Origin of the sequence: Micromonospora sp. NPDC047187 (assembly GCF_040643355.1) — a bacterium.
Classification (GTDB): Bacteria; Actinomycetota; Actinomycetes; order Mycobacteriales; family Micromonosporaceae; genus Micromonospora; species Micromonospora salmantinae.
In genome coordinates, this window is the sequence record NZ_JBEYUF010000031.1 from 22,010 (window position 1) to 47,891 (window position 25,882).

The 25,882-nt window shown below is 73.0% G+C and carries 28 protein-coding genes; 20 read left to right on the forward strand and 8 right to left on the reverse strand.

Features of this window, described 5'->3' with window-relative positions:
* Positions 1 to 166 precede the first annotated feature (166 nt).
* Positions 167 to 397, reverse strand: a complete 231-nt coding sequence (locus ABZ794_RS30370; RefSeq protein ID WP_210784331.1) for a CDGSH iron-sulfur domain-containing protein — start codon at positions 395 to 397, stop codon at positions 167 to 169.
* 145 nt (positions 398 to 542) lie between these two features.
* On the opposite strand from ABZ794_RS30370, the gene ABZ794_RS30375 reads away from it, so the two are divergent.
* Positions 543 to 1,985, forward strand: a complete 1,443-nt coding sequence (locus ABZ794_RS30375; RefSeq protein WP_357518791.1) for a hypothetical protein — start codon at positions 543 to 545, stop codon at positions 1,983 to 1,985.
* A gap of 222 nt (positions 1,986 to 2,207) precedes the next feature.
* Positions 2,208 to 3,356, forward strand: coding sequence for a SigB/SigF/SigG family RNA polymerase sigma factor (locus tag ABZ794_RS30380; RefSeq protein ID WP_210784335.1), 1,149 nt, complete (start codon positions 2,208 to 2,210; stop codon positions 3,354 to 3,356).
* 65 nt (positions 3,357 to 3,421) lie between these two features.
* Here the strand turns inward: ABZ794_RS30380 and ctaD are convergent, their stop codons facing one another.
* From ctaD to ABZ794_RS30405, 5 genes are all read right to left on the reverse strand, one after another.
* Positions 3,422 to 5,413, reverse strand: a complete 1,992-nt coding sequence (ctaD, locus tag ABZ794_RS30385) for a cytochrome c oxidase subunit I (RefSeq protein ID WP_238689712.1) — start codon at positions 5,411 to 5,413, stop codon at positions 3,422 to 3,424.
* 124 nt (positions 5,414 to 5,537) lie between these two features.
* Positions 5,538 to 6,266, reverse strand: coding sequence for an STAS domain-containing protein (locus ABZ794_RS30390; protein WP_357518793.1), 729 nt, complete (start codon positions 6,264 to 6,266; stop codon positions 5,538 to 5,540).
* Between the two features lie 147 nt (positions 6,267 to 6,413).
* Complete coding sequence (locus tag ABZ794_RS30395) at positions 6,414 to 6,860, reverse strand: DUF4383 domain-containing protein (protein ID WP_210784349.1); 447 nt, start codon at positions 6,858 to 6,860, stop codon at positions 6,414 to 6,416.
* Positions 6,861 to 6,956: 96 nt separating this feature from the next.
* Entirely contained in the window at positions 6,957 to 8,096 is a 1,140-nt protein-coding gene (locus ABZ794_RS30400; protein WP_357518824.1) for a glycosyltransferase, read from the reverse strand.
* A gap of 23 nt (positions 8,097 to 8,119) precedes the next feature.
* The gene (locus ABZ794_RS30405) at positions 8,120 to 9,136 is read right to left on the reverse strand and encodes a glucosyl-3-phosphoglycerate synthase (protein WP_238689713.1); all 1,017 of its coding nucleotides are present in this window, start codon (positions 9,134 to 9,136) and stop codon (positions 8,120 to 8,122) included.
* A 194-nt stretch (positions 9,137 to 9,330) separates the two neighbouring features.
* Here ABZ794_RS30405 and ABZ794_RS30410 point away from each other — a divergent pair, with 194 nt between their 5' ends.
* From ABZ794_RS30410 to ABZ794_RS30445, 8 genes are all read left to right on the forward strand, one after another.
* Positions 9,331 to 10,341 carry a Gfo/Idh/MocA family oxidoreductase gene (locus ABZ794_RS30410; protein WP_210784339.1) on the forward strand — a complete coding sequence of 337 codons (1,011 nt, stop codon included), beginning with the start codon at positions 9,331 to 9,333 and terminating at the stop codon, positions 10,339 to 10,341.
* Complete coding sequence (locus ABZ794_RS30415; protein ID WP_357518795.1) at positions 10,334 to 11,422, forward strand: zinc-binding alcohol dehydrogenase; 1,089 nt, start codon at positions 10,334 to 10,336, stop codon at positions 11,420 to 11,422. The genes ABZ794_RS30410 and ABZ794_RS30415 overlap by 8 nt, the downstream gene beginning before the upstream one ends.
* A 41-nt stretch (positions 11,423 to 11,463) precedes the next feature.
* Positions 11,464 to 13,272, forward strand: a complete 1,809-nt coding sequence (locus tag ABZ794_RS30420; RefSeq protein WP_357518796.1) for an ABC transporter ATP-binding protein — start codon at positions 11,464 to 11,466, stop codon at positions 13,270 to 13,272.
* A gap of 76 nt (positions 13,273 to 13,348) precedes the next feature.
* The gene (secA2, locus tag ABZ794_RS30425) at positions 13,349 to 15,640 is read left to right on the forward strand and encodes an accessory Sec system translocase SecA2 (RefSeq protein WP_238689715.1); all 2,292 of its coding nucleotides are present in this window, start codon (positions 13,349 to 13,351) and stop codon (positions 15,638 to 15,640) included.
* 182 nt (positions 15,641 to 15,822) lie between these two features.
* Entirely contained in the window at positions 15,823 to 16,563 is a 741-nt protein-coding gene (locus tag ABZ794_RS30430; protein WP_210784342.1) for a GAF and ANTAR domain-containing protein, read from the forward strand.
* Between the two features lie 178 nt (positions 16,564 to 16,741).
* The gene (locus ABZ794_RS30435; RefSeq protein ID WP_112587466.1) at positions 16,742 to 17,227 is read left to right on the forward strand and encodes a DUF2231 domain-containing protein; all 486 of its coding nucleotides are present in this window, start codon (positions 16,742 to 16,744) and stop codon (positions 17,225 to 17,227) included.
* A gap of 202 nt (positions 17,228 to 17,429) precedes the next feature.
* Positions 17,430 to 17,624 (forward strand): DNA-binding protein, encoded by a 195-nt coding sequence (locus ABZ794_RS30440; protein WP_210784343.1) that lies wholly within the window; start codon positions 17,430 to 17,432, stop codon positions 17,622 to 17,624.
* A 76-nt stretch (positions 17,625 to 17,700) separates the two neighbouring features.
* Positions 17,701 to 18,459 carry a class I SAM-dependent methyltransferase gene (locus ABZ794_RS30445; protein WP_238689717.1) on the forward strand — a complete coding sequence of 253 codons (759 nt, stop codon included), beginning with the start codon at positions 17,701 to 17,703 and terminating at the stop codon, positions 18,457 to 18,459.
* 127 nt (positions 18,460 to 18,586) lie between these two features.
* On the opposite strand, the gene ABZ794_RS30450 is transcribed toward ABZ794_RS30445, so the two are convergent.
* Together ABZ794_RS30450 and ABZ794_RS30455 are read right to left on the reverse strand one after the other, a co-directional pair.
* Entirely contained in the window at positions 18,587 to 19,537 is a 951-nt protein-coding gene (locus tag ABZ794_RS30450) for a DUF3500 domain-containing protein (protein ID WP_238689718.1), read from the reverse strand.
* A 32-nt stretch (positions 19,538 to 19,569) separates the two neighbouring features.
* Positions 19,570 to 19,962, reverse strand: coding sequence for an ankyrin repeat domain-containing protein (locus ABZ794_RS30455; protein ID WP_210787537.1), 393 nt, complete (start codon positions 19,960 to 19,962; stop codon positions 19,570 to 19,572).
* Positions 19,963 to 20,025: 63 nt separating this feature from the next.
* On the opposite strand from ABZ794_RS30455, the gene ABZ794_RS30460 reads away from it, so the two are divergent.
* The 10 genes from ABZ794_RS30460 to ABZ794_RS30505 all read left to right on the forward strand — a co-directional run bounded on the left by ABZ794_RS30460 (position 20,026) and on the right by ABZ794_RS30505 (position 25,846).
* The gene (locus ABZ794_RS30460) at positions 20,026 to 20,403 is read left to right on the forward strand and encodes a signal peptidase I (protein ID WP_210787538.1); all 378 of its coding nucleotides are present in this window, start codon (positions 20,026 to 20,028) and stop codon (positions 20,401 to 20,403) included.
* A gap of 112 nt (positions 20,404 to 20,515) precedes the next feature.
* Positions 20,516 to 20,971, forward strand: a complete 456-nt coding sequence (locus ABZ794_RS30465) for a cysteine dioxygenase family protein (protein ID WP_238689719.1) — start codon at positions 20,516 to 20,518, stop codon at positions 20,969 to 20,971.
* A gap of 44 nt (positions 20,972 to 21,015) precedes the next feature.
* Positions 21,016 to 21,504, forward strand: a complete 489-nt coding sequence (locus tag ABZ794_RS30470) for a rhodanese-like domain-containing protein (protein ID WP_238689720.1) — start codon at positions 21,016 to 21,018, stop codon at positions 21,502 to 21,504.
* Positions 21,505 to 21,554: 50 nt separating this feature from the next.
* Entirely contained in the window at positions 21,555 to 22,088 is a 534-nt protein-coding gene (locus ABZ794_RS30475) for a winged helix-turn-helix domain-containing protein (protein ID WP_357518801.1), read from the forward strand.
* A 247-nt stretch (positions 22,089 to 22,335) separates the two neighbouring features.
* Positions 22,336 to 22,941 (forward strand): winged helix-turn-helix domain-containing protein, encoded by a 606-nt coding sequence (locus ABZ794_RS30480; RefSeq protein ID WP_112587450.1) that lies wholly within the window; start codon positions 22,336 to 22,338, stop codon positions 22,939 to 22,941.
* Between the two features lie 41 nt (positions 22,942 to 22,982).
* A complete protein-coding gene (locus ABZ794_RS30485) occupies positions 22,983 to 23,645 on the forward strand; it encodes a uridine kinase (protein ID WP_357518803.1) in 663 nt (220 codons plus the stop codon).
* 164 nt (positions 23,646 to 23,809) lie between these two features.
* On the forward strand, positions 23,810 to 24,208 hold the full coding sequence (locus tag ABZ794_RS30490) for a TraR/DksA C4-type zinc finger protein (RefSeq protein WP_210787443.1): 399 nt from the start codon (positions 23,810 to 23,812) through the stop codon (positions 24,206 to 24,208).
* Positions 24,209 to 24,256: 48 nt separating this feature from the next.
* Entirely contained in the window at positions 24,257 to 25,129 is an 873-nt protein-coding gene (locus tag ABZ794_RS30495) for a DUF72 domain-containing protein (RefSeq protein WP_357518805.1), read from the forward strand.
* 110 nt (positions 25,130 to 25,239) lie between these two features.
* The gene (locus ABZ794_RS30500; RefSeq protein ID WP_112587444.1) at positions 25,240 to 25,425 is read left to right on the forward strand and encodes a hypothetical protein; all 186 of its coding nucleotides are present in this window, start codon (positions 25,240 to 25,242) and stop codon (positions 25,423 to 25,425) included.
* Complete coding sequence (locus ABZ794_RS30505; protein ID WP_210787445.1) at positions 25,418 to 25,846, forward strand: DUF2267 domain-containing protein; 429 nt, start codon at positions 25,418 to 25,420, stop codon at positions 25,844 to 25,846. The genes ABZ794_RS30500 and ABZ794_RS30505 overlap by 8 nt, the downstream gene beginning before the upstream one ends.
* Positions 25,847 to 25,882: the final 36 nt, after the last annotated feature.

The following is a 25,882-nucleotide window of genomic DNA, read 5'->3' on the forward strand; positions in this document are numbered from 1 at the left end:
CTGTTCGGGTGGGGCGCGCCGTCCCGGGTCCGCCCTTTGCTCTGCACCCGCCCCACGCGCCAGTTACGGACCGTGCCTGGTGCGTGGGCGGGTGCAGAGCAAAGGGGACCTGCCTGGGGTGTGGCCCCTCCTCGTCCTCCGCCCCGTGACCCGGCGCGACCAGGGGTCAGCCCTCGCGGGTGGAGCCCGCACGGAAGTTGATCGCCTTGTGGGTGCCGTCGCAGAACGGCTTGAGCGCCGACTTGCCGCACCGGCACAACGCCACAGTGCCCCGCCGCGCGTCGATGCGATCGCCATCCGGGGTGACCAACGCGAAGTCGCCGCGGACCAGCAACGGTCCGTCCTCGTACGGGGTGATCGTGGCGGCGGCTGGCTCGCTGGTGTCGTCGGTGCGCATGGCCCCGGAAGTGCCCGTCCTGACCCTGGCGAAACCCGCGCCGCCGAACGCCGGTGATGACCGGCGCACCCCGCTGACCAGCGGAATGTGCCGCCGAGTGGGTGATGCCCCGTTTGAACCCCATCGGGACGGGAAGCCCGGCCGCGTGGTGAGCGAAAAAGGCAAGGTGGGGCCGGTGCACAAGGTGCACAAGGGGCTCACGGCCGATGGCGCCGGTCTCGCCGGCGACCGGGTCGTGGCCGCGGGCAGCTCCGCCCGGGTGCTGGTCGCCGCCACCGCCCGGGCACTGCGCGGGGTCGACTGCGCCGACCTCGGGCACACCGGGCCGACGTCGCGGTTCCCCGGCGCCCCCGAGCCGGTGCGCCGTGCCGCGGTCACCCGCGCCGCCGGCCGGGTCGCGCTCACCGTGGCCCAGGTCGACGAGGTGGACGCCGCAAGGGTGGCCCGCTGGTTCGTCGACCAGTACCCCCGTCGGCGTTACCCCGGGGTGCTGATCGGCTCTCCGCACGGCGCGGCCGCGCACCTCGCGGTGGCCCTCGGCGTGCCGTGGCTGCCGGCGGGCTTCGAGATGACCGTGCACTGGTCCGACGGCGGGGTGGACCGCCCGGCGGACGCCGCGGAGCATGGCGCGGCACTCGCCACCCGGTTGCTCGCCGGCAACGCCGACCTGCACCTGCGCCAGGTGCACTGCCCGGCCAGCCGGGGCGCACTGACCGGGGCGACCGTGTCGCTGACCGCCGCGTGGAGGGCCCTACCGGCCGCGTACGCGCGGTTTCTGGCCGACCTGCTGCTGCCGGGTGCCCCCGTGCTGCTGGTCCGCGACGCGCGCACCTGGCCGGTGCTGGAGCGTGGACCGGGGCACAGCTTCCAGGTCGGCTGCCCGGGCAGTGGGCTGGACCCGGTGGACTTCCACCCGGACAGCCACGCGTTGCGGCAGGTTCTGCGCTCCGTCGGCGGCGACGCGACCCGGTGGGAGCCGCCGGAGGTGTCAGTGCCGTCGGCGTACGCCGAGCACGGCGTCGACTCGGGCTTCGAGTTGGCCGCGCGGGACTGGTCCACCCGGCACCAGCACCCGCTGCACCGGGTGTTGGTGCCCCGGCCGGCGGCGCTGAGCGCGGGCGTGGCCGACCTGTACCGGCGGTGGCTGCGACGCGCCGGCAAGACCGGTGACCGGTTGGTGGTGGAGTGCGGTCGACTGCTCGACCCGTGGCAGGTGGTGCGGGCGGGGCTGGTGCCGTACTGGTGTGAGAACGCCACCCGCCGCAGCGTCGACGAGGCCGAGTGGTGGCTCGCCGGCAGTGAGGCGTTCAGCTCGGTGGACGTGTTGCCCGAGCCGCCCGGGGTGCGCTCACCCGCGTTGGCCGGGCTGCCGCAGTGGCTGGCCGTGGCCGGGTTCGGCCGGCGGCGTCGGGCGCTGGACCGCACCACCGCCCGGGGTTACCCGGTCACCTCGGTGCCCACCCGCCGGGCCACCGAGGTGCTGCGCGCCCAGCCGTACGACCTGCCCGCGCCGCCCCCGCTGGGGGTCGCCGAGGCGTTGGCCGTGCTCCGCGACAGCGGCGGCCACCAGGGGTTGTTGGTCTCCTGAGACGGAGCACGCCGAAACATCCTCGCGAACCCGGGGTCCCGTGATTGAGTACCTACGGAGCGGGAACATCGCTGGCTGCGACGGCCTGATTGCGCTGCGTAGAGGCGGTGTCGCCCGCTGGCATCCCAGTCACTGACCCACTTTCCGGCCCGGTGCGTGGCTCGACCACGCGCACGACCGGTTTCCCGATCCGGGCGGGGGACCTTCCTGAGGGAGGCGCGGATGTTCGGACAGACGAGCACGACCACGACCACGACCCCACCACCACCCAACGATCGAGGTCTGGAGGATCTCGACGCGGCGGCGATGGCGTACGCGGCCCGGATCGCCGGGCTGCCGCCGGAGCGGCGGGGGGAGGCCCGGGACGACCTGGTGCGCTTCGCGCTGCCGTTCGCCGGTCGGCTGGCCCGCCGGTACCGGGGGCGGGGGGAGCCGCTGGAGGACCTGGAGCAGGTGGCCCGGCTGGGACTGGTCAACGCCGTCGACCGCTATGACCCGGAACGGGGCTCGTTCACCGCGTACGCCGCGATCACCATCGTGGGCGAGATCAAACGGCACTTCCGGGACCGTACCTGGGGTGTGCACGTGCCCCGTCGCCTGCGGGACCTGATCCTCGAGGTGGGCCAGGCCACCGCCGCGCTCACCAGCGAGCTGTCCCGGGCCCCGTCGGTGGCCGAGCTGTCCGCCCGGCTGGAGACCCCGGAGGAGGAGATCCTCGCCGCCCTGGAGTCGGCGGCCGGCTACAGCCCGGCCTCGCTGAACGCGCCGGTGGGTGGGGAGAGCTCCGCCGAGTTCGGAGACCTGGTCGGCGAGTCGGACAACGCGTTGGAGTCGGTCGACGACCGGGTGACGGTGAGCGGTCTGCTGCACCGACTGCCCTGGCGTGAGCGACGGATCCTCGCGATGCGCTTCTACGGCAACCAGACCCAGGCGGAGATCGCCGCCCGGTTCGGCATCTCGCAGATGCACGTGTCCCGGCTGCTGTCGCGGGCGCTCACCTGGCTGCGCCAGGCGATGCTCGCCGACGCGCCGCCGCCGTGGCAGAACGGCGCCGCCGAACCCGACCCGGGCAAGACCCGGATCTCGGTCAAGCAGAACGGCGACTCGGTGGTGGTCGAGGTCGGCGGCGAGATCGACCGCGACGGCGCGGACCAACTACGCCGGGCCATGTTGGAGGCGGTCACCGGCCAGCCCAGCGAGGTGGTCGTCGACCTGGTCGGCGCGGGTGGCTTCGACGCCGGTGGGATCGCCGCGCTGATGGCCGGTCGGGACGCGGCGGAGCGGACCGGCGTGCCGCTGCGGCTGACCCGGGTCCAGCCCGCGGTACGCCGCTCGCTCACCGCCGCCGGCCTGTCGCCGGCCCGGGACTGACCGCACACGGACAAGCGAAGGGCCGACATCCCGCTGGGTGTCGGCCCCTCTGCGCGTACCCCTGGTCAGTGCTCTTCGGGGTTGCCGTCGCTGTGCGGGTGGCGCCAGCGCTCGTGCGGCTTCGGCGCGTCCTCGGCGTCCTGCGGCGGGTCGCTCTGCTCAAAGCTCGGCCGGCGCACGCCCTCGGGCTCCGGCACGTCCACCGGCCGGGCGCCGGAGCGCGGCGCCGGCTGGTAGTCGACCGCGTCGCGGGCGCCGTGCGCGCCCTCGGCGGACGGCGACTCCGGGGCGTGGTGTTCCATCCGGAACTCCTCGGCGAAGTGCTGTGGCGGCTTGGTGGTGCGCTGTGGCAGGTCGCGGCCCAGATCGGCGACGAGCGGGCCGTACTTGAGGTCGAAGGCGGGGCGCTCGGAGCGGATCCGGGGCATCCGGTCGAAGTTGCGCAGCGGCGGCGGGCAGGTGGTGGCCCATTCGAGGGAGTTGCCGAAGCCCCACGGGTCGTCCACCGTCACCATCGCCCCGTACCGCCAGGACTTCCAGGCGTTGTAGATGAAGAAGAGGGTGGACAGACCGAGGATGAACGCGAAGATGCTGGAGATCGTGTTCAGGGTGGTGAAGCCGTCGGTGGGCAGGTAGTCGGCGTACCGGCGCGGCATGCCCTCGCTGCCCAGCCAGTGGTGCACCAGGAAGGTGCCGTGGAAGCCGATGAACATGGTCCAGAAGTGCGCCTTGCCGAGCCGCTCGTCGAGCAGGCGCCCGGTCATCTTCGGCCACCAGAAGTAGTAGCCGGCGAACAGGGCGAAGACCACGGTGCCGAACACCACGTAGTGGAAGTGCGCCACCACGAAGTAGCTGTCGTGGGTGTGCCAGTCGACCGGCGGGCTGGCCAGCAGGACGCCGGTGAGGCCGCCGAGCAGGAAGGTGACCAGGAAGCCGATGGCGAACAGCATTGGCGTCTCGAAGGTGAGCTGGCCCTTCCACATGGTGCCGATCCAGTTGAAGAACTTCACACCGGTGGGCACCGCGATCAGGTAGCTCAGGATGCTGAAGAACGGCAGCAGCACCTGGCCGGTGGCGAACATGTGGTGCGCCCAGACCGTCATCGACAGCACCGTGATGGCGATGGTGGCCAGCACGATCCCGGTGTAGCCGAAGAGCGGCTTGCGGGAGAAGACCGGGATGATCTCGGTGATGATGCCGAAGAACGGCAACGCGATGATGTAGACCTCGGGATGGCCGAAGAACCAGAACAGGTGCTGCCAGAGCATCGGGCCGCCGGTGGCCGCGTCGTACACGTGCGCGTTGAGCAACCGGTCGGCCGAGAGCGCCAGCAGGGCGGCGGCCAGCAGCGGGAAGACGAGGATCACCAGCACGCTGGTGAACAGCATGTTCCAGGTGAAGATCGGCATCCGGAACATGGTCATGCCGGGCGCGCGCAGCGTGAGGATCGTGGTGATCAGGTTGACCGCGCCGAGGATGGTGCCGAGCCCGGAGACGACAAGGCCGAGCACCCACATGTTCGCGCCCACCCCGGGGCTGTTCTCGACGCTGCTGAGCGGGACGTAAGCGGTCCAGCCGAAGTCCGCCGAGCCGCCCGGGGCGAGGAACCCGCCGACCACCATGAGGCCGCCGAAGAGGTACAGCCAGTAGGCGAGCGCGTTGAGGCGGGGGAACGACACGTCCGGTGCGCCGATCTGGATCGGCACGATGTAGTTGGCGAACCCGAACGCCGCCGGCGTGGCGAACAGCAGCAGCATCACCGCGCCGTGCGAGGTGAAGAGCTGGTTGTACTGCTCGGAGGAGAGGAACTGCATCCCCGGGCGGGCCAGTTCGGCCCGGATCAGCATCGCCTCCAGGCCGGCCAGCAGGAAGAACCCGAAGGAGGTCAGCAGATACAGCAGGCCGATCTGCTTGTGGTCGGTCGTGGCGAGGAACTTGATCAGGGAGTTGCCGGGGACCGGCGTGCGTACCGCTCCCGGGAAGCCCCCGAAACGGGCCGGTGCCAGGATCGCCGGGCCCCGATCTCGACCGGGTTCTGTGGTTACCCGCTTGGGCATGGCTGCTCACCCCGTCGTGACGGCAGAAAGGACGGGCGTGCTCTACCCACCCTCGCACCATGTAACCAGCCAACGACGGTAATTTCGGGCAGATCGCCAGTACCGGCGCAAGCGCCTCGGACGGTCAGGTTGCCGGCAGCATCGCCCAGACGGCCTTGCCCTGCCCGGCTGGCACGCTGCCCCACCGCTGGGTCAGCTCCCGGACCAGCATCAACCCTCGCCCACCCTCGGCGTGCAGGTCCGTCCCGCCCGCATGGGCCTGGGCGCCGCTGCCGTCCACCACCGCCAGGTGCAGATACGGCCGCCGCAGGGTCACCGTCACCTGCATCGGCGTGCCGGCGTGGCGCACCACGTTGCCCACCAGTTCGCTGAGCACCAACGCGGCCGGGCCGGACGCGTCGGGCAGGTTCCACCGCGCGCACGCGTCGGTGACCAACTCCCGGGCCCGCCGGCAGGCCCCGGCCACCGGCTCCAGCCGGGCCCGCATCCGCAACGTGGACGTCGTGCCGGCCAACCGGGTCGCCTCCGCGCAGTCCGCGGAGACCGGGAGCACCCGGCACGTGGTCGACTCGGCCAGCCATCGTGCGGCGACCGGCGACGGGGAGCAGAGCAGCACCGGCACCGCCGGCCACTCCTCCGCCCGGCGGGCGGTCGCGGCGAACACGGACAGTGCCAACCTGTCCTCCACGCTCACCCCGGCCATGTCGACCACCAGCGCCTCCGGCTGGTCGACCAGCGCGTCGTTGAGCGCCCGGTGCACCGAGCGCATCGTGCCCAGGTGCAGGGGACCGGTGAGCCGGACGACCGCCACCGGTGCCGTGGTGCGCACCTCGCAGGTGATCCCGCTCGACATCGGCGCCTCAATTCGCTGCTGGGTCGGGATCTGCCAACTACCCTTGGCCGTTCCCGATCAAACCGGACCGACGACGGGGCGAGGCAGGTCACGCTCCGTAACCCCAGGTCAGGGACGGGTACGGCCGGTCGAGCAGAAGGTCGGCGGTCAGCGACGGGGCCGGCCGGTCAGGACGCCCAGTGCGATCATGCCGACGCCGAGCCCCAGGTGCAGCCAGTCGTCGGCGTCGTTGACCGGCAGCACGTTCGCCCCGGTGTCGTGGTCCACCGCCAGCCCGTACAACCAGAGCACCAGGTAGACCGCGCCGCCGCCGATCAGGAACGCTCGAGCGCCGGTGACCGTCCGGGCCAACAGCAGACCCACCACCCCGTACGCCAGGTGCACCAGGTTGTGCAGCACCGACACCTGGAAGACGCCGAACAGGAACGCGCCCGAGTCGTGGCCGGCGAAGCGCAGCGCGTCCATGCCGGTGGTGATCCCCGGCACGAAGCCGAGCACACCGACCAGCAGGAACAGCACCCCCACCGTCGCCGCCGCGCGACGGACCGGCGGTTTGCCGTCGGCCGGGTTGGGTCGGGCCCGTGAGTGCGCCATCGGTCCGACCATTCCCGGCTCCTCGTCGCGCGGCGGGCATGAGCGCTGCCGGCTACCCGCTGGCGCGACCGGCAAACCGGCCGGCCCTGCCGTCGGTCAGGCCGGCAGCAACCTCGGCGCGCTCGCCGACTGCCGGACCCGCTCGTACAGCTCGACGTAACGCCGCGCCATCACCGCGGGCGTGAAGCGCTGCGCGGCCACCCGCCGGCACTCGTCGGGGTCGAGCAACTCGGCGGCGAGGACGAGGTCACCCAACTCCTCCTCGTCGGTGGTGAGCAGCCCGGTACGGCCGTGCTCGATCAGCTCCGGCAGGCAACCCCGGGCGGTGGCCACCACCGGCGTACCCAGGGCGAGCGACTCGACGACCGCAGTGCCGCCCGGCTCCTCCCACCGCAGCGGGAACAGCGACGCGCGGGCGCTGGCGAGCAGGTCGTCGCGCTCCTGGCCGGCCACCGTGCCGACCCAGCGGACCAGGTCACCGTCGACGTGCGGTGCCACCTCGTCGAGGAAGAACCGCACGTCCGGGTTCTGCCGGGCCTCGTCGCCGGCCGCGGCCAGGTCGGCCGGCCGATGGTACGGGCCGACAGGGCCGGCCAGCACCAGCGGAATGCCGACCCGGTGCGCGAGCCGGGCACCCACGTCCTGCCCCTTGCCCGGGTTGATCCGGCCCAGGACGAGCAGGTGCTCGCCCTTGTCCGGTCGGGGCCGCCGGTCGGCGTCCACGGCGAGCGGCGTGGACAGGTGCACGTGCCCCACCGAGTGCTCCCGCAGCGCCAGCGGGGCGCGGGCCAGCTGCGACGCGGAGACGCCGTTGACCCGGACCCGGTCGCCGCCGTCCAGGCTGCCGTAGAGCGCCGGGTGCTTGGCCAGGTCCCAGTGCAGGGTGTGCAGGGTCGGCGGCCCGGCCGGCCCCATCGCGGCGAGGGTGGCCAGCCCGACCGCCTCGACGTGATCGTGCACCAGGTCGATGTCGTCGCGGGAGTGCAGCTCCCGGACCACCCCGGCCAGGTGCGCCTGGGCGATCCCGCAGACCTGGTTGTACGGCCGCTGCAACGCGGCGAACTGCCCGTCGGCGAAGACCGAGATCTGCTCGTCCACCGGCAGGGTGCTGGTGCCCACCGAGGCGAGTACCACCCGTACGCCGAGTCGCCGCAGCTCCGGCACCAGCGTGGCGATGACGTTCTCGATGCCGCCGTAACCGGGCGGTGGCACCGACAGCCACGGGCCGGCGTTCATCAGCACGGTGAGGCTCGTCGCGCTCACGCGGCGGCCACCCGGCGGCGGGGCACCCGGTGGCGCAGTTCGGCCAACGGCGGGCGCTCCTCGATGGAAACGTCGCTGACCACGATCTCGCGGTCCAGGTTAGGCAGGGTGTCCGAACCACCGCGCCGGAACTGGGTCAGCAACGCCTCCGGCGCAAACCCGGGGGTCGCCCAGCCGCGCCGTTGCAGCCGCGACCATGCGGTCAACATGATCTGCGCGGACATCCGACCCAGGGCGGCGGTGTCCTGGTGGCGGTGCTTGCGCTCACCGAGGTCGACCTGCGCCAGCGCGTCCAGGCCGACCAGGTCGAGCAGGTCGATCATCATGGCCGTCTCCACCCCGTACCCGGAGACGAACGGCACCTGGGCCAGCACGTCCCGGCGACCCGCGTACTCGCCGGCGAGCGGCTGCACGAAGCCGGCCAGCTCGGGCCAGAAGAGGTTGAGCAGCGGTCGGGCCATCAACTCGGTCACCCGGCCCCCGCCGTCCTGCTCCACGCTGGCGGTGCCCACCAGGGGCCGGTGGTAGAAGCCCTTCACGAAGTCGACTGACGGGTCGGTCAACAGCGGGCCGAGCAGCCCGCTCACGAAGTGCGGCCGGAACTCCCGCAGGTCGGCGTCGATGAACGCCACCACGTCTCCCTCGGCGGCGGCCAGCCCGGCCCAGAGCGCGTCGCCCTTGCCGGTGAGCCGGGGCAACCCCCGGGTCATCGCGTCCTGACTGACCACCTCCGCGCCCGCGGCGCGGGCCACCTGCGCGGTCCGGTCCGTCGAGCGGGAATCCACCACGATCAACTCGTCGACCAGGGCCACCCGATCCATCAGGTGCTCCCTGATGGTCGACACGATCGCGCCGACGGTGGCCTCCTCGTTGCGCGCCGGCAGCACCACGCTGACCCGGGTCTCACCCTTGGCGCGCATCAGCCGACGGGTCGGCCAGTCGGCCGCCGACGTAGTCCGGTACGTGGCCCACGCCTCCACCACCGGCGACACGCTCGATGTCATATCCCGCACGGGCACCCCTCCGTTCGTGCGTGGAAAAACCGAATTTGGTTGTTCCCATTCCTCATCACGCGCTAACCGCATTCTCGGCAACAGCTTGATCACAGCGGTGACGACAATTCGTTCCCGGGGGATGAACGTTTGATTGCGCACAGCTCAGGGGACTGCTCCCATCGCACATGAAACGTCTTCGAAGGGGTGTCGGGATGCGGAACTGCCGGGTGGGTCTGGTCGGAGCCGGCGGCGTGGCGCAGCGTCACGCGCGGGTGCTGGCCGGGTTCGACGACGTCGAGCTGGTCGGGGTCACCGACGTCGCGCCGGAGGCCGCGTCCGCGCTGGCCGCACAGCACGGCGGGCGGGCCTGCGCCGACGTCGCCGAGCTGCTGGCCACCGAGCCGGACGCCGTGTACGTCTGCGTGCCACCGTTCGCGCACGGCCCCGCCGAGGAGGCGGTGATCGAGGCCGGGCTGCCGATGTTTGTGGAGAAGCCCGTCGCTGTCGACCTGAGCACCGCCGAGCGGATCGCCGACCTGGTCGCGCGGCGCGGGCTGCGCACCGCCGTCGGCCACCACTGGCGCTACCTGAGCGTGCTCGACCAGGCCCGCGACCTACTCGCCGACCGTCCGGTGCGAATGGTCAGCGGCACCTGGCTGGACAAGGTGCCCCCGGTGGCGTGGTGGTCGCGGCGGGACCGCTCCGGCGGGCCGGTGGTCGAGCAGGCCGCCCACGTGCTCGACCTGATCCGCGTGCTGGCCGGCGAGGTCACCGAGGTCACCGCGTACGGCAACGGCACCCCACCGCCGGTCGACGGCGCCGACATCGACTCGGTGACCACCGCCGCGCTGCGCTTTGCCGACGGCGCGGTCGGCACGCTCAGCGCCGCCTGCGTCCTGGGCTGGAAGCACCGCGCCGGCCTGGAGATCCTCGCCGACGGGCTGGCCCTCGCGATCACCGAGGACGGGCTGTCGATCCGCGACGCCGACGGCGAACGACACGTTACCGCCGACCCGGAGGCCGCCCGGGTGGCTGTGGACCGCGCCTTCGTCGACGCCGTCCGCGGCATCGGCGACGACGTGCGCGTCCCGTACGCCGAGGCCCTCGCGACCCAGCGCCTGGCCCTCGCGGTGGCCGACTCGGCCCGTACCGGTGCCACGGTGCGGCTCACCACCGCGACCGCGCCGACGGCGCTCGCCACCGGGGTGACAGTCGATGCGTGACAAGGTCGTGGTGGTCACCGGCCCCGGCCGGGTCGACCTCGTCGAGCAGGACGCCGCCCCGCCGCGCCCCGGCACGTTCCGGGTCGAGACGCTGTTCAGCGGTGTCTCAGCCGGCACCGAGCTGAGCTACGTCAAGGGCACGAACCCCTATCTGAACGTCACCTGGAACGCCGACCTGGGCCTGTTCCAGCCGGGCGCGGCCAGCACGCCCTACCCGGTGACCCGACTCGGCTACATGCAGGTCGGCCGGGTGGTGGAGAGCGAGACCCCGGCCGTCGCGGTGGGCACGGTCGGCGCGATGACGTACGGGCACCGCACCGGCTGGCTGGCCGACCCGGTCGCCGAACGGTTCGTGGCGCTGCCCGACGACCTGGACCCGCTGCTCGGCGTGTACGTCGCGCACATGGGGCCGATCTGCGCCAACGGTCTGCTGCACGCCGCCGCCGACCTGCACGGCACCGACGTCCGTACGCTCGGCGACGGGGTACGCGGCCGACGGGTCGCCGTCGTCGGCGCCGGTGTCGTGGCGCTGCTGACGGCGTTGTTCGCCCGGCGCAACGGCGCAGCGTCGGTGGTGGTGCTCGACCCCACCCCGCACCGCCGCCAGGTCGCCGAGGCGCTCGGTCTGGAAACCCTCGACCCCGACGCTGACGACCCCGCGGTGGTGCTCAAGACCCGTTGGGCGCACACCGCCGGCGACCGGGGCGCCGACGTGGTGTTCCAGTGCCGGGGGCAGGCGTGGGCGCTGCACCTCGCCCTGCGGCTGCTGCGGCCCCAGGGCACCGTCATCGACCTCGCCTTCTACCAGGGCGGCGCGGACGCGGTCCGCCTCGGTGAGGAGTTCCACCACAACGGGCTGTCGCTGCGTTGCGCCCAGATCGGCCGGGTGCCGCGCGGGCTCGCGCCCACCTGGGACCGCGAACGGCTCTCCGCCGAGACCGTCGACCTGCTCAGGACGTACGGCGACGCGATCCGCAAGCATCTCGTCTCGGCGGTGGTGCCGTTCGACGAGGCGCCCGCCCTCCTCACCGACCTGGCCGACCGTAGCCGCCAGGAGCTTCAGGTGGTGCTCGCCGTCTGACCCGCCGTCGCCGCGTGCCGGGGGCGGCTACCGTTCGCGACATGAGCACCGTGCAGGACCGGCCGGTTCCCGGCGACACCTCGACCGACCGGCCGGCCGGCGACAACCCCGCCGGCCGGTCGGTCGGCCTGTCCGCGTTGCTGCCGTACCTACGGGAGCACCGCGGCACCCTGGTGGTGGTGGGCGCGCTGTCGCTGATCGGCTCGGCGGCGTCGCTGGCGCAGCCGCTGCTCACCCGGTCGGTGCTCGAGCGGATCGGCGCCGAGCAGGGCGTGGCCCGGCTGGTGGCGGTGCTGGTTGCCCTCGTGGTGTTCGGCGCGGCGATCGGCGGGCTGCGTGACTACCTGCTGCAACGCACCGCCGAGGGAGTGGTGCTGGGCACCCGGCGTCGGCTCGCCGGCCACCTGCTGCGGCTGCCCATCGCCGAGTACGACCGCCGACGCACCGGCGACCTGCTCTCCCGGGTCGGCTCGGACACCACACTGCTGCGCGCGGTCGTCACCTCCGGCCTGTTCGAGACGGTCACCGGGGCGGTGACGGTGGTCGGCGCCGGCACGGCCATGGTGCTGCTCGACCCGCTGCTGTTCGGCGTCACCCTGCTCGGCGTGGCGCTGGGGTTGGTCTTCGCCGCCACCTTCGCCCGCCGGGTCCGGGCGCTGGCCCGAGTCGCCCAGGAGCGGATCGGCGAGATGACCTCGGCGGTGGAGCGGGCCATCTCGGCGGCCCGGACCATCCGGGCCAGCCGCGCCGAGACCCGGGAGACGGAGGCCGTCACCGGCAGCGCGCGGGAGGCGTACGCGGCGGGGCTGCGGGTGGCCCGGGTGCAGGCGTTGGTCGGCCCGATCGGCTCGGTCACCGTGCAGGGCGCGTTCCTGCTGGTGCTCGGGATCGGTGGGGCGCGGGTCGCCGCAGGGGCGATCTCCGTCGGCGACCTGGTCGCGTTCGTCATGTACCTGTTCCTGCTGGCGCTGCCGTTGGGTCAGGTGCTGCGGGCGTACACCCAGTTGCAGTCCGGCCTGGGCGCCCTCCAGCGGATCGAGGAGATCCTGGCGGTGCCCGCGGAGGGCGCTGACGACCGCCCGGCGTCCGCCGCCGCGACGGTGACCCCGCGCCGCCCGACCCCGATGATCGAGTTCGACCGGGTGGGCTTCGGCTACCCGGGCGGCGAGCCGGTGCTGCACGAGGTCAGCTTCGCGGTCCCCGCCGGCACCCGCACCGCCCTGGTCGGTCCCTCCGGCGCCGGCAAGTCCACACTGCTGGCCCTGGTCGAGCGCTTCTACGAGGTGAGCGCCGGCACGGTCCGCCTCGACGGCACCGACGTACGGGACCTGCCCCGCGACGCGCTGCGGGCCCGGCTCGGCTACGTCGAGCAGGAGGCTCCCGTGCTGGCCGGCACGCTGCGGGAGAACCTGCTGATCACCACCCCGGACGCCACCGACGACCGGTTGCGCGACGTCCTCGACGAGGTCAACCTGGGCCACCTGGCACGGCGCACCCCGCTGGGCCTCGACGTGCAGGTGGGCGAGGGCGGTGTGCTGCTCTCCGGAGGTGAACGGCAGCGCCTGGCCATCGCCCGCGCGCTGCTCGCCGGCCCGCCGGTGCTGCTGCTCGACGAGCCGACCAGCAACCTCGACTCCCGCAACGAGGTCGCGCTGCGCCGCGCCATCGACGCCGTCGCGGTGCGCCGGACCCTGTTGATCGTGGCGCACCGGCTCGCCACGGTGGTAGACGCCGACCAGATCGTCGTCCTCGACGGCGGCCGGGTGGTGGCCGTGGGCACCCACGCCGAACTGACCGCCAGCGACCCGCTGTACCGGGAACTCGCCAGCCACCAGCTGCTGGTCGGCTGACCGCGGGCCAAGGAAGGCCAACTTGCCGGGCGGCCGGGCCGCGCGCGCCGCCCGGAATCGCGTACCGTTGCCGCTCATGGGTGTGTCGCAACGGTTCAAGAGCAAGTTCCGGCGGTTCCTCCAGCGCCCCGGCTCGACCGTGGATCTTGCTCCGCTGGAGAAACTGCTCCCGGCGATCGAGGCGCGCGAGGCTGAGCTCAGCGCGCTCGACGACGCCGAGCTGACCGCGGCCGCGGGTGCCGCCGCCGGTTACGAGGAGATCTGCGCCGTCGGCCGTGAGGCCGCCCGCCGTGGCCTCGACCAGCGGCCGTACGACGTGCAGCTGCTCGGCGCGATGTCGCTGCTCTCCGGCAAGGTCGCCGAGATGGCCACCGGTGAGGGCAAGACACTGACCGCCACTGTCGCCGCGTACGGGCACGTCCGGCTCGGCAACGGCCCGGTGCACGTGCTCACCATCAACGACTACCTGGCCCGCCGCGACGCCCAGTGGATGGAGCCGGTCTACACCCTGCTAGGCCTCACCGTCGGCTGGGTCAACGAGGCCTCCACCCCGCAGGAGCGGCGCGACGCGTACGCCTGCGACGTCACCTACGTCTCGGTCAGCGAGGCGGGCTTCGACTACCTGCGCGACCAGTTGGTCACCGATGTGGAAGACCGGGTGCAGCCCACGCTGACCACCGCCATCGTCGACGAGGCCGACTCGATCATGATCGACGAGGCCCGGGTGCCGATGGTCCTGGCCGGCGCGGTGCCGGGCGAGCAGGACCCGGTGCACGCCGCCGCCGCCCTGGTGCGTGGCCTGCGCAAGGACAAGCACTACACGGTCGCCGAGGACGGGCGCAGCGTGGCCTTCACCTCCGCCGGCCTGGCCGCCATCGAGGCCAAGCTCGGCATCGACCTGTACGACGAGGAGCAGGTCGCGCAGCTCTCCGCGGTCAACGTGGCGCTGCACGCGCACGCCCTGCTGCACCGTGACGTGGATTACATCGTCCGGGACGGCTCCGTCGAGTTGGTCGACGAGATGCGCGGCCGGGTGGCCCAGCGCCGCCGCTGGCCGGACGGCCTCCAGGCCGCGGTCGAGGCCAAGGAGGGGCTGGACGCCACCGCCGAGGGCGAGGTGCTCGGCACCATCGCCATGCAGGCGTACATCGCGCTCTACCCGAAGGTCTGCGGGATGACCGCCACCGCGGTGCTGGTCGGCGACCAACTGCGGGAGTTCTTCGACCTCGAGGTCGCGGTGATCCCGCCGAACACCCCGTGCGTCCGCGAGGACGAGCCGGACCGCATCTACGCCACCCGGGCGGAGAAGGACGAGGCGCTGATCGACGAGATCCAGCGCTGGCACGCCAAGGGGCGGCCGGTGCTCGTCGGCACCCTGGACGTCAAGGAGTCCGAGGGGTTGGCCGCCGGGCTGAACGCCGCCGGGGTGCCCTGCGTCGTACTGAACGCCAAGAACGACGACGAAGAGGCCGCGATCATCGCCGAGGCCGGCGCGTACGGCGCGGTGACCGTCTCCACCCAGATGGCCGGCCGGGGCGTCGACATCCGCCTCGGCGGCAGCGACCAGACCGACCAGGAGCGGGTCGCCGAGCTGGGCGGGCTCTACGTGATCGGCAGCGGCCGGCACGACAGCCGGCGGGTCGACGACCAGCTGCGCGGTCGGGCCGGCCGGCAGGGCGACCCGGGCGGCTCGGTCTTCTTCGTCAGCCTGGAGGACGACCTCGTCGTCCGGCACGCCGCCGACTCGGTGCCGGCCTCGCCGCGGATGAACGCCGACGGTCTGGTGACCGACGAGCAGGTTGACTACGCGGTGGAGCACGCCCAGCGGGTCGCCGAGGGCGTCAACCACGAGATCCACCGCAACACCTGGCGCTACAGCGTGGTGATCGAGCAGCAGCGCAAGGCCCTCGCCGCGCGCCGGGAGCGGCTGCTGACCAGCGACGTGGCCGCGGTGATGCTGCTGGAGAAGGAGCCCGAGAAGGCCGGCGAGATGGACGAGGACCTGCTCGCCCGCGCCGCCCGGTCGATCGCGCTCTACCACCTGGACCGGCTCTGGGCCGAGCACCTGGCCGAGCTGTCGGAGGTCCGCGAGGGCGTGCACCTGCGCGCGCTGGGCCGGCTCGACCCGCTGGACGAGTTCCACCGGGCCGCGGTGCCGGCGTTCAACGACCTGATCCCGGAGATCGAGGCCCGCACCATCGCCACGTTCACCGAGACCGAATTCGATGAGGACTGGCAGCCCGACGACGGCACCCTGGTCCGGCCCACCGCCACCTGGACGTACCTGGTGCACGACAACCCGTTCGGGTCCGAGCTCGACCGTCTGATCGCGTCGATCGGGCGGCGGCTCAGCGGCGCCTCGCGCTGACATACCGACCGTCGGGGCCCCGATCGCGCCTCCACGCGCGACCGGGGCCCTGATTTACGCCGTTTCGACCCAGGTTTCCCAGGGTAGTAGGGCTGGTCGGTCGAGTCGGGAGAGAAGCAGACGATGACACAGGTGACGATGCGTGCCGGGCAGGCGCGAGACGGCACGGAGGCTGCGAACCGGTGAACCTCGACACGCGGGAACCGGTGGTGCACACCCTCGGCGTCCTGGAAGCAGCCGCACTGTTACGGGAGCTGACCGCCGGGCTGATCGCCCTGACCGACTTTGATGAGGCGCTGCTGGCCCTGGTCCGGGTCACCCGGGACGCCGTCGCCGGGGTCCGCTGGTGCGGGTTCACCGCGCTGCGGGCGGGCGAGCCGGCCGGGGCGGCCGCCTCCGACGAGGGGCTGGCCGGGCTGGACGACCTGCGACACGGGCCGGACACACCGGCGATGAGCGCGATCCACCGCCGCGAGATGATCCTCGCCGCCGACCTGACCGGTGAGCCCCGCTGGCCGGCCTGGACGACGCACGCCCGCGACCTCGGCGTACGCGGGGTGATCTCCGCACCGGTCGACATCGACGACCAGGTCATCGGGGCGATCAACCTGTACGCCGCCGCGCCGGACCTGCTGACCCCGCAACACCAGTTGACCGCCATGCTGCTCGCCGAACACGCCGGCCTGCTTCTCGCCGCCGTCCGGGACCGCAACCGGCAGCTCACCCTCGCCGGTGAGCGGGACGCCTCACTCCTGCACGACGGGGTGGTGGGCCAGGCTGTCGGCGTGATCATGACGCAGCGCGGGTGCCCGCCGGCCGAGGCCCTCGACGTGCTGCGCACCGCCGCCTCGTCGCTGGACATCCCGCTGCGCGAGGTGGCCGAGCGCCTGGTCCGGACGGTCTCCCGCCAACGCGACAACTGACCCCGGCCGCTCGGGCCGGGTGCGCCGATCATCCGTCGGCCTGGCCGTCCGGCCTCGGTGGGCGCGGCCACGGTGCCCGTTCTCCCTGTCGGCGGCGAGTCGGGCGGCATCGTTTCGCCTCGACCGGCCCCGGGTAGCACTCTGGTCAGGTGAGCTGCGCCGACCCGGGGGAGGACCGATGCAGAGCCGGCTGCGGGTGCAGGGGCACCCGATCCAACCGATGCTGGTGACGTTCCCGCTCGGGCTCTTCGTCAGCGCCACCGTCTTCGACCTCACCGACGTGATCGGCGGGCCCGCGTTCCTCGGGGAGGTCGGCTACTGGACCGGCGTCGCCGCCCTCGTCGCCGCCGCGCTGACCGCCGTGGCCGGGATGGTCGACCTGTGGGACGTGCCGGGCGACCGTACCCGCCGTACCGCCGTCGCCTTCAACCTGGTGAACGCGGTGATGGCCGCCATGTTCCTGCTCACCTGCCTGGTCCGGTCGCACTCCCCGCAGCGCGGCGCGTCGGTCGCGATCCTGGTCACCGAACTGGTCGCGCTGGCCGTCGGTGGGGTTGGCGTGCACCTGGGCGCCCGGCTGATGCGTCAGTTCGACAGCGGCCGCGCCGAGTCCGGCGGCCTGGACGCGCTGGCCGGCTCCACCGGCGAGATCGCCCGGCCCTGACCCGATCCGGGGGCCGGGCTCGCCTCTGACCCGACCTGCCCGCTGCCCGACCTGCCCGCTGCCCGACCTGCCCGCCCCGACGGACCCGCCGGGCGGGCTCGCTCGACCCGCGAGCCGGGCGCTCGGCCGGCCGGCGGGGCTGGTGCGCGGGGCTGGTGCGCGGGGCCGTCACCCGTGCGACTGGTCGGTCTACCATCCCCGAATGACCTCCTCTCCGGACACGCTCCCGAAGATCGGCGCGCCCGCCACCCGGGCCCTGCACGGCGCCGGCTACACCGCGCTGCGCCAGCTCGCGGGCGTTCCTCGGACGGACCTGGCCAAGCTGCACGGCATGGGCCCGAAGGCGCTCGGGATCCTCCAGGCCGCCCTCGAGGAGCACGGGCTCAGCCTCGGCTGAGGTCCACCGGGGACACCCCGGGCGCGCGGCGGCAAATGGGTTGCCGGCCCGGTGAGCGGCCGCGAGGCTGACCGCCATGACCGCTGAGCGTGACGCCGAGGACTTGATCGCGGAGGCCGCCGCCGCGCCCGTCGATGGTTGGGGCTTCGGCTGGCTGGCCGGCCGGGCCACCGAGGAGCGTCCACCCTGGGGGTACGCCCGGCTGGTCGCCGACCGGATGGCGCGGGCCGACGCGGCGCTGGACGTGGACACCGGCGGCGGGGAGGTACTCGCCGAGGTGCCGCGTGTGCCGAAGCTGCTGACGGCGACCGAGGCGTGGCCGCCGAACGTGGAGGTTGCCCGACGGATCCTGCGTCGGGTCGGCGCGTCGGTGGTCGCTGTCGCGTCGGACGGGCCGCTGCCGTTTCGCGACGCCTCGTTCGACCTGGTGGTGAGCAGGCATCCGGTGCGAACCGACTGGCTTCAGACCGCGCGGGTGCTGCGGCCGGGCGGGACGTTCCTGTCGCAGCAGATCGGGGCCGGCACCATGCGGGAGCTGAGTGAGGCGATCCTCGGGCCGTTGCCGCCGCCGACCCAGCGGCACCCCGAGCACGCGGTCGCCGCCGCCGAGGCCGCCGGCCTGCGGGTGGTCGACCTGCGTCGGGCCACGCTGCGGGCGACCTTCGCCGACATCGGCGCGGTGGTCTGGTTCCTGCGCAAGGTGATCTGGACGGTGCCCGGGTTCACTGTCGACCGCTACCGCGCACCTCTGCGCGACCTCCACCACCGCATCGCCAACGAGGGCCCCTTCGTCGCCCACGCCCAACGCTTCCTCATCGAAGCCACCCGCCCCTGACGGCCCCCCGCCCCGTCGATCTTGCACTTTCGGTGCCCGCGAAAGCCGCCTATCAGGGCAACTCGACCGCCGAAACTGCAAGATCGGCGAGGGCAGGGCAGGGCAGGGCAGGGCGACGGACGCGGGGTTAGTGGGAGTGGGTTTGGTGGTGGGTTGCCAGGACGTCGGCGCCGAAGTCGCTCGCCGGGCGGCGCAGCACTGTGTGCGCGTGGTTGCCGTCCGCGGTGGTGTTGTCGTACTCGATCAGCAGGTCGTCGCCCTGCACCCGGTAGTAGTGCCGCCGCCCGGGGTGGGTGGGGCCGGCCCAGGCGAAGTGCAGTGGGCCGGCGGCCAGTCGGGTCGCCTCCCGGATGGCCAGTTCGGGCGGTAGCCGGTCGAGGTAGAGGGCGACCACCTGGTCGAGCAGCGCGCGGCCGGTCGGTCCCAGCCGCTCCGCCGGTACGCCGAGGGGCTCCAGCGGCGCGTCGACGCGCCCACGGGTGGCGCTGATGATGTCCGCGGGCGCCTCGTCGGCGATGATCGCGGCGGCCCGCTCGGCGGGGCCCAGCGCGTCGAGCAGGGCACGGGCCAGGTCCTCTTCGACACCGAGTGGGCGGGAGACCGGACGGCCGGCGTAGCGGACCGCGGCCGGGTTGGCGCCGAAGAAGATCGGCGCGGGGGAGACCTGACCGTCCACCACTGTCATGTTCACCGACAGGTGGTGTCCTTCGAGTCGCCACGCCCAACTGTCGTCGCGGGCCGGGTCACCGAACACGGCCACCCAGTAGTCGGCGCTGTGCCGCCCGCGTTGCCAGCCCTCGGCCCGGTCCAGCACCTCCTCCAGCGAGATGATCGCCATCGCCTGTGCGTACGCCGAGGGGCTGAGCGCGGTGGCCAGCAGCCGGTGGGCGGCCTTGCGGGCGGTGACGTCGAGCTCGGCGAGGCAGACGCCCGGTCGGGGTCGGGGCCGGTATTCCAGCCAGCGCCGGGCCGCCTCGTCGTCGAACGAGTGCACGGCGCTCTCGCGGGCGGCGGGGTCGAGCGCGGTCAGCAGTGCGGTCGCGGCGGCCCGCATCTGCTCCGGCAGAGGATCTTCCACCGCCCCTGTATACCGGCCCGGCCGTGCCGGTGTCAGCCGACGCGCAGCAGCTCTGTCATCTCCGGCAGGTCGAAGAAGCGCGCGGTCTCGACGGCGGACGGGTTGCCGTGTGCCGGATCCGCGCCGGCGGCGAGGAGCGCGCGGACCGCTTCGGTGCTGCTGCGGAAGACCGCTGCGGCCAACGCGGTCTGACCTCGGTCGTTGGCCCGGGTGTGGTCGGCGCCGCGGGTGAGCAGGGCGGCCACCGTGTCCGGGTGGGCGTGGTACGCGGCCAGGATGAGCAGCGTGTCGCCCTTGTCGTTGGTGAGGTTGACCGGCAGGCCGGCGTCGATCTGCGCCGCCAGCTCGTCGGTGGCGCCGGCCCGGGCCAGGTCGAACATCCGGTGCGCGAACGCCAGCGTCTCGGCGTCGAGGTTCTCGGTCACCGGTCCAGGTTAGCCACACCGGTCCTGATAGGTTGCTCGGCCGGCGCGCTGGGGAGGGGTCCGATGGGTGAGACGGTGTACGTGGGCAACGCGGGCGTCGACGGCGCCACCAACGCTGGTTGGTTGCTCGGGCACTTCGCGTTGCCGGGGGAGATCCGGCACAGCACCGACGTCGAGGTGAAGTGGGGTGTGCATCCGCCCGGGCAGGCCCGGTCGCGGTGGGCGACCGGCGAGGTGCGCACCACTCTGCTCGTACTCGTCGAGGGGTGTTTCCGGGTGGAGTTGCCGGACCGGACGGTACGGCTGGCCGCGCCCGGCGACTACGTGGTGTGGGCCCGTGGGGTCGACCATTCCTGGTTCGCCGAGCGCGCGTCGGTGGTGTTGACAGTGCGCTGGCCCTCGTTGCCGGGCTACCGCGCGGATCCGCCGGTGCTGCGCTGATTCGCCCGAGCGGCTGACCGGCGTCCCACCAGGCGGAATTACCTACTAAACCTATAGGCTTTGCCGTCTAGAGTACGAGAGCACCCCGCCGAACGACCCGCGAGGAACCGCCATGACGCACCACCGTCCGGAGCCCGACCTGCTCACCGTTGCCGCCGGATGGGCCGACCCGGCCGGCTGGCCGGTCGCGCTGCGGTTCGACCCCGCCGAGCGCTGGTACGCCCGCCTCGCCGTCAGCGACGAGCACGAGGTGTGGGCGCTGAGCTGGCTGCCCGGACAGGGCACCGACCTGCACGACCACGGCGGCTCCTCCGGGGCGTTCCGGGTGGTCGGCGGCGTGCTCACCGAGGAGACGGTCAGCGCCGGCCGACTACGCCCCCGACTGCTGCCGGCCGGCGCGGGCCGCCGCTTCGGCCCCCGGCACGTGCACCAGGTGACCAACCGAGGCGTCGATCCGGCGGTCAGCGTGCACGTCTACCGGCCGGCGCTGCTGCGGATGACCCGCTATCGCCTCCTCGACGGGCGGCTGCGGGTCGCCGAGGTCGCCGAGGCGGGCCGGTCCTGGTAGCCGCGCGCACCGAGAACCCCCTTGTCACCGGAAGGAACCCGAGAATGCAGACAACCGCCGAGCACTGTCCCGCCCCCGTGCCGCCACCGGGCTCCCGGGGCATCGACGAGATCCTGGCCGCCGCGCGGGCCCGGCTGCGCCGGCTGGCGCCGGAGCGGGCGCACCTGGCGTACCGGAACGGAGCGCTGCTTGTCGACATCCGCCCGGCCGCGCAGCGGGCCGCGCACGGCGTGGTGCCGGGCTCGCTCGTCGTCGAACGCAACGTGCTGGAGTGGCGCTTCGACCCCCGCTGCGCGGCCCGGCTGCCGCAGGCCGTCGACTACGACGTGCCGCTGGTGATCCTCTGTCAGGAGGGCTACACCTCGTCGCTGGCCGCCGCCGCTCTGCAGGACGTCGGCCTGCACCGGGCCACCGATGTGGTCGGTGGGTTCGCGGCCTGGCGGATCGCCGGCCTGCCGGCCCTCGGCCCGACCCCACTGCACCACCCCTCTCCCCTCGCGTCCCCGGTCAACGCCGGCTGGGCGCGCCGCTGACCGTCACGCCACACCCGGCGTGGCGCGCGTACCGCCACTCAGGAGGCACCATGTCCGTCGTCGCCATCCCCACGCGCCGCCACCCCGGCGTGCGCCCACCGGCCCGTCCGCGCACCAGCCCGACCCTGACCATCACCCTCGACCTCGTCCCCGGGCCGCTGAGCCCCCGGCTGGCCCGGCTGGTGCAGCTGCTCGGCGAGCTGGCCGAGTCGGGGGAGGGCCAACTGCGTGCCGTGGAGGAGCCCGCGTCGGGGCCGCGACCGGCCCCGCGGCCCGCCGCACCGGACCACGTCCGCATCCTGGCCGGCTCGCGGATGGTCCGCCAGGGCGACCGGGTCATCGCGCTGACCCGCATCGAGTACGAGCTGCTGCTGTTTCTGGCCGAGCGGCCCCGCCGGGTCTTCACCCGCCTGCAACTGCTCTCCAGCGTGTGGGGCTACGAGCACGCGGTGGCCCGGACGGTGGACGTGCACGTCCGCCGGCTGCGCGCCAAGCTGGCCGGCTCGGAGGTCGTCACCACCGTCTACGGCGTCGGCTACCGGCTGGCCGACGGGGCGCTGATCAGCGTGGATCACAGCAGCTGAGCCCTGGTCCGGCGGCGACGTGACCGCCTGGTGAACCGGTCGGGGACCCCCGTAACGGGGCATCTCGACGACTCTGCTGTAATCATCAGGCCTCGTACGCAGAGCGAGCATTCGGCTCCGATGTGTTCGTCAATTGTCACATTCATGCAACGCAGCCGCCTCTTGACCCTCGCCCAGGCGCCGGGAAGCATCGATGAAGCGGCGTCCCGGGCCGTGGGGAGATACCCGGACCAGCCCAAGGAGGACCATGTCGGTCAGCCCCGCCTCGTCGCGTGCCGGATGGCATACGTCCCAACCCGCGGTGCCCGGTCGACCTCCCGGCGGCCAGCGTCGCCCGGCGAACACCGCCGCGCCCGTGCTCACCGTGACGCTGTCCATCCCGCTGGCCTGTGAGGAGTCGCTGACCCCGGCGGCGCGCCGGCTGTTGGAGGCCGCTCGCGAGATGCTGGAGCGGGGTGAAGGCGTGATCATCGGTTCCGTCCCGGCCGAACGCCGCCCCGACCAGGCGCCCGCCAACCGGTCGCCGGCCCGACCGATCAGCCCGACCATTCCCGCCCTGCACATCCTCGCCTCGTCGCGCTCGGTGCTGCGCGACGAGGAGCCGCTGCCGCTGACCCGGCTGGAGTTCGACCTGCTGCTGCACCTGGTCGCCCACCCGCGCCGGGTGTTCACCCGGCTGCAACTGCTCAACGCCGTCTGGGGCTACGAGCACGCCGGCGTGCGCACCGTCGACGTGCACGTGCGTCGGCTGCGCGGCAAGGTCGGCGTGGACGTCCCGTTGGTCACCACCGTCTACGGCGTGGGCTACCGGCTGGCCGACGACGCCCGGGTCACCATCGACCGCAGCGGCTGACCGGCGGCATCCACGGACCCGGCGCGGGGCAGGATGGTCCGGTGCACATCCGCCCCATCTCGCCCGACCTGCTCGTCACCGAGCTGACCGGCCGGCTGGCCGACGCGGCGACCCGCGCCGCGAGCGCCGCCGCCGGGCCCGCGCGGCTGCGGGTGGCAGTGGACGGCGCCCCCGCCGCCGGCGCCGACGAACTGGCCGCGGCGCTGGTCGACCCGCTGCGCGCCCAGGGTCACCCGGTGCTGCACGTCCGCGCCACCGACTTCCTGCGCCCCGCGTCGCTGCGCTTCGAGTTGGGCCGCACCAACCCGGACTCCTTCTACGAGGCCTGGGTCGACGAGGCCGGGCTGCGCCGGGAGGTGCTCGACCCGGCCGGTCCGGGCGGCAGCGGCCGGCTGCTTCCGTCGCTCTGGGACGCCGACGCCGACCGGGCCAGCCGCGCCCGCTACGTCGACCTGGCGCCCGGTGGCGTCGTCGTGGTCAGCGGCTCCCTGCTGCTCGGCGGTGGCCTGTCCTTCGACGTGACCGTCCACCTGGAGTTGTCCCCGACGGCGCTGCGCCGGCGCACCGAACCGGCCCAGCAGTGGACGCTGCCGGCCTTCGACCGGTACGCCGAGGAGGTCGTCCCGGCGAGCTTCGCCGACGTCGTGGTACGTGTCGGCGACCCCCGCCGCCCGGCGCTCGTCGAGCCCGGCGGAAACGACTGACAACAACCGAGAATTCGTCGGTTTGCGCGCCTGATCGGGCGGGTACTCGCCCGGCTCACAGAGCGCGGGTGACCGCCCGCGCACCGAACGCGACCGTGACCGGGGCCCCGCGCCGCCGGCACCCGGTTCACCTTGAGCCACAGGCCCAGGAAAGGCAGGCAGCGATGCTCGTCCACGACACGGTCGGTACGACCCGGTCCCAGACGGAGATCGATCAGATCCGACAGTCGCTCCAGGCGCGCTACGACGAGCTGACCGCGGAGTACGACCACGCGGTGCTCCAGAGCCAGGTGCTGCGGCTGGTGGAGGTCGGCGACACCGCCGGCGACGACCAGGCCGACAGCGGCACCAAGACGGCCGAGCGGGACACCGCCCAGTCCCTGTTGCGCACCATCCTCGACCGCCGCGCCCAGTACGAGCACGCCCTCGGCCGGCTCGAGGAGGGCACCTACGGCTGGTGCGAGGGCTGCTCGGCGGCGATCCCGGTGGAGCGGCTGGAGATCTTCCCGTCCGCCACCACCTGTGTGACGTGCAAGCAGACTCGCGAGCGGCGGGCGGCCTGAGCCACCCCAGCGGTTGCCGGTCGGTCCGCGACGCGATGGACTTCCACAATGGGTGACATCCTGGTGGGCACCGCGTCCTGGACCGACCGCACACTGCTGGACTCGGGGTGGTACCCGCAGACCGCCGACACCCCGGAGAAACGGCTGGGCTACTACGCCAAGCAGTTCCCGCTGGTCGAAGTGGACGCCACCTACTACTCGCCGCCCGCCGAGGCGACCGCGCGGCTGTGGGCCGAGCGCACCCCGGCCGGCTTCACCTTCAACATCAAGGCGTTCAGCCTGCTGACCGGGCACCCCACCCGGGTCAGCGCGCTCTACAAGGACCTGCGCCCGGAGACCGACAAGAAGAACGTCTACCCCGACGACCTGCCCGCGCAGTCGTACGAGGAGGTGTGGACGCGCTTCCTGTCCGCGCTGGATCCGCTGGTCGAGGCCGGCAAGCTGGGCGCGCTGCTGTTCCAGTTCCCACCCTGGTTCACCATCAAGCGGGCCAACAAGCAGTACCTGCTGGAGGTGGCGAAGCGCTGCGCGCCGCTGCGCCCGGTGTACGAGTTCCGGCACGCCTCCTGGTTCGACGGCGACAACGCCGACGAGACCCTTGCCTTCCTGCGCGAGCACAAACTGCCGTACGTCTGCGTGGACATGCCGCAGGGCCACCGCTCGTCGCTGCCTCCGGTCCTGGCCGCCACCGCGGACCTCGCGGTCATGCGCTTCCACGGGCACAGCGACAAGTGGACCAGCAAGGACATCCACGAGAAGTTCGGCTACCACTACTCCAAGCGGGAGTTGGCCGACTGGGCGCCGAAGCTGCGCGAACTGGCCGACCAGGCTGGCCAGACCCACGTGCTCATGAACAACTGCTACCGCGACTACGCGCAGACCAACGCGAAGACCCTCGCGGGTCTTCTCGACGCCGGCTGACCTCACCCGATCGGGGTGGGGTCGCCTCACCCCACCCGTGGGGAGGGTGGACGCGGTGGGTACGGCCGCCAGTGGCGGCCGACGCCGGAGACGACACGGAGGTGACGGGGATGACGGTTCGACTGGTGACGGATCGACGGCGTGGTGCCGTCCTGCACGTGGTCGGCACGGCCGACAACGCCCGGCGTGCCCCGCAGGGCAGCCCGGTGCGGGCCCGCCGTGGCCCGGTGGGGCCGCCGCGCCGCGCCGACGACCGACGGTGGGACACCACGGAACGGGGGTCGACCGATGGCTGACGCGATGATCTCAGCGTTCGAGTCCTCGCTGGACAAGACCAACCTGATTCTCAAGGACATCGAGAACGCGTACGGCTGGCCGAAGGATCGGCGCAACCAGTCGTACGCGGCCCTGCGCACGGTGCTGCACCTGTTGCGCGACCGGCTGCCGGTGGACGAGAGCGTGGAGTTCGCCCAGCAGTTGCCGGTGCTGGTGCGGGGCATCTACTTCGACGGCTGGGTGCCGTCGGACGTGCCGATCAAGCTCAACCGCGACGACTTCCTCTACGAGGTGCGGCAGGGCTTCCCGTACGACGCGGAGGGTGGCCCGGAGCGGGTGACGCAGGTGGTGCTGGACACGCTGCGCCGCCACGTCACCCAGGGTGAGTGGCAGGACGTGAAGGACACCATGCCCAAGGACCTCGCCACGATGATGCCGTGACGGCCTGACACCGAGCCCGCCCGACGACGCGTCGGG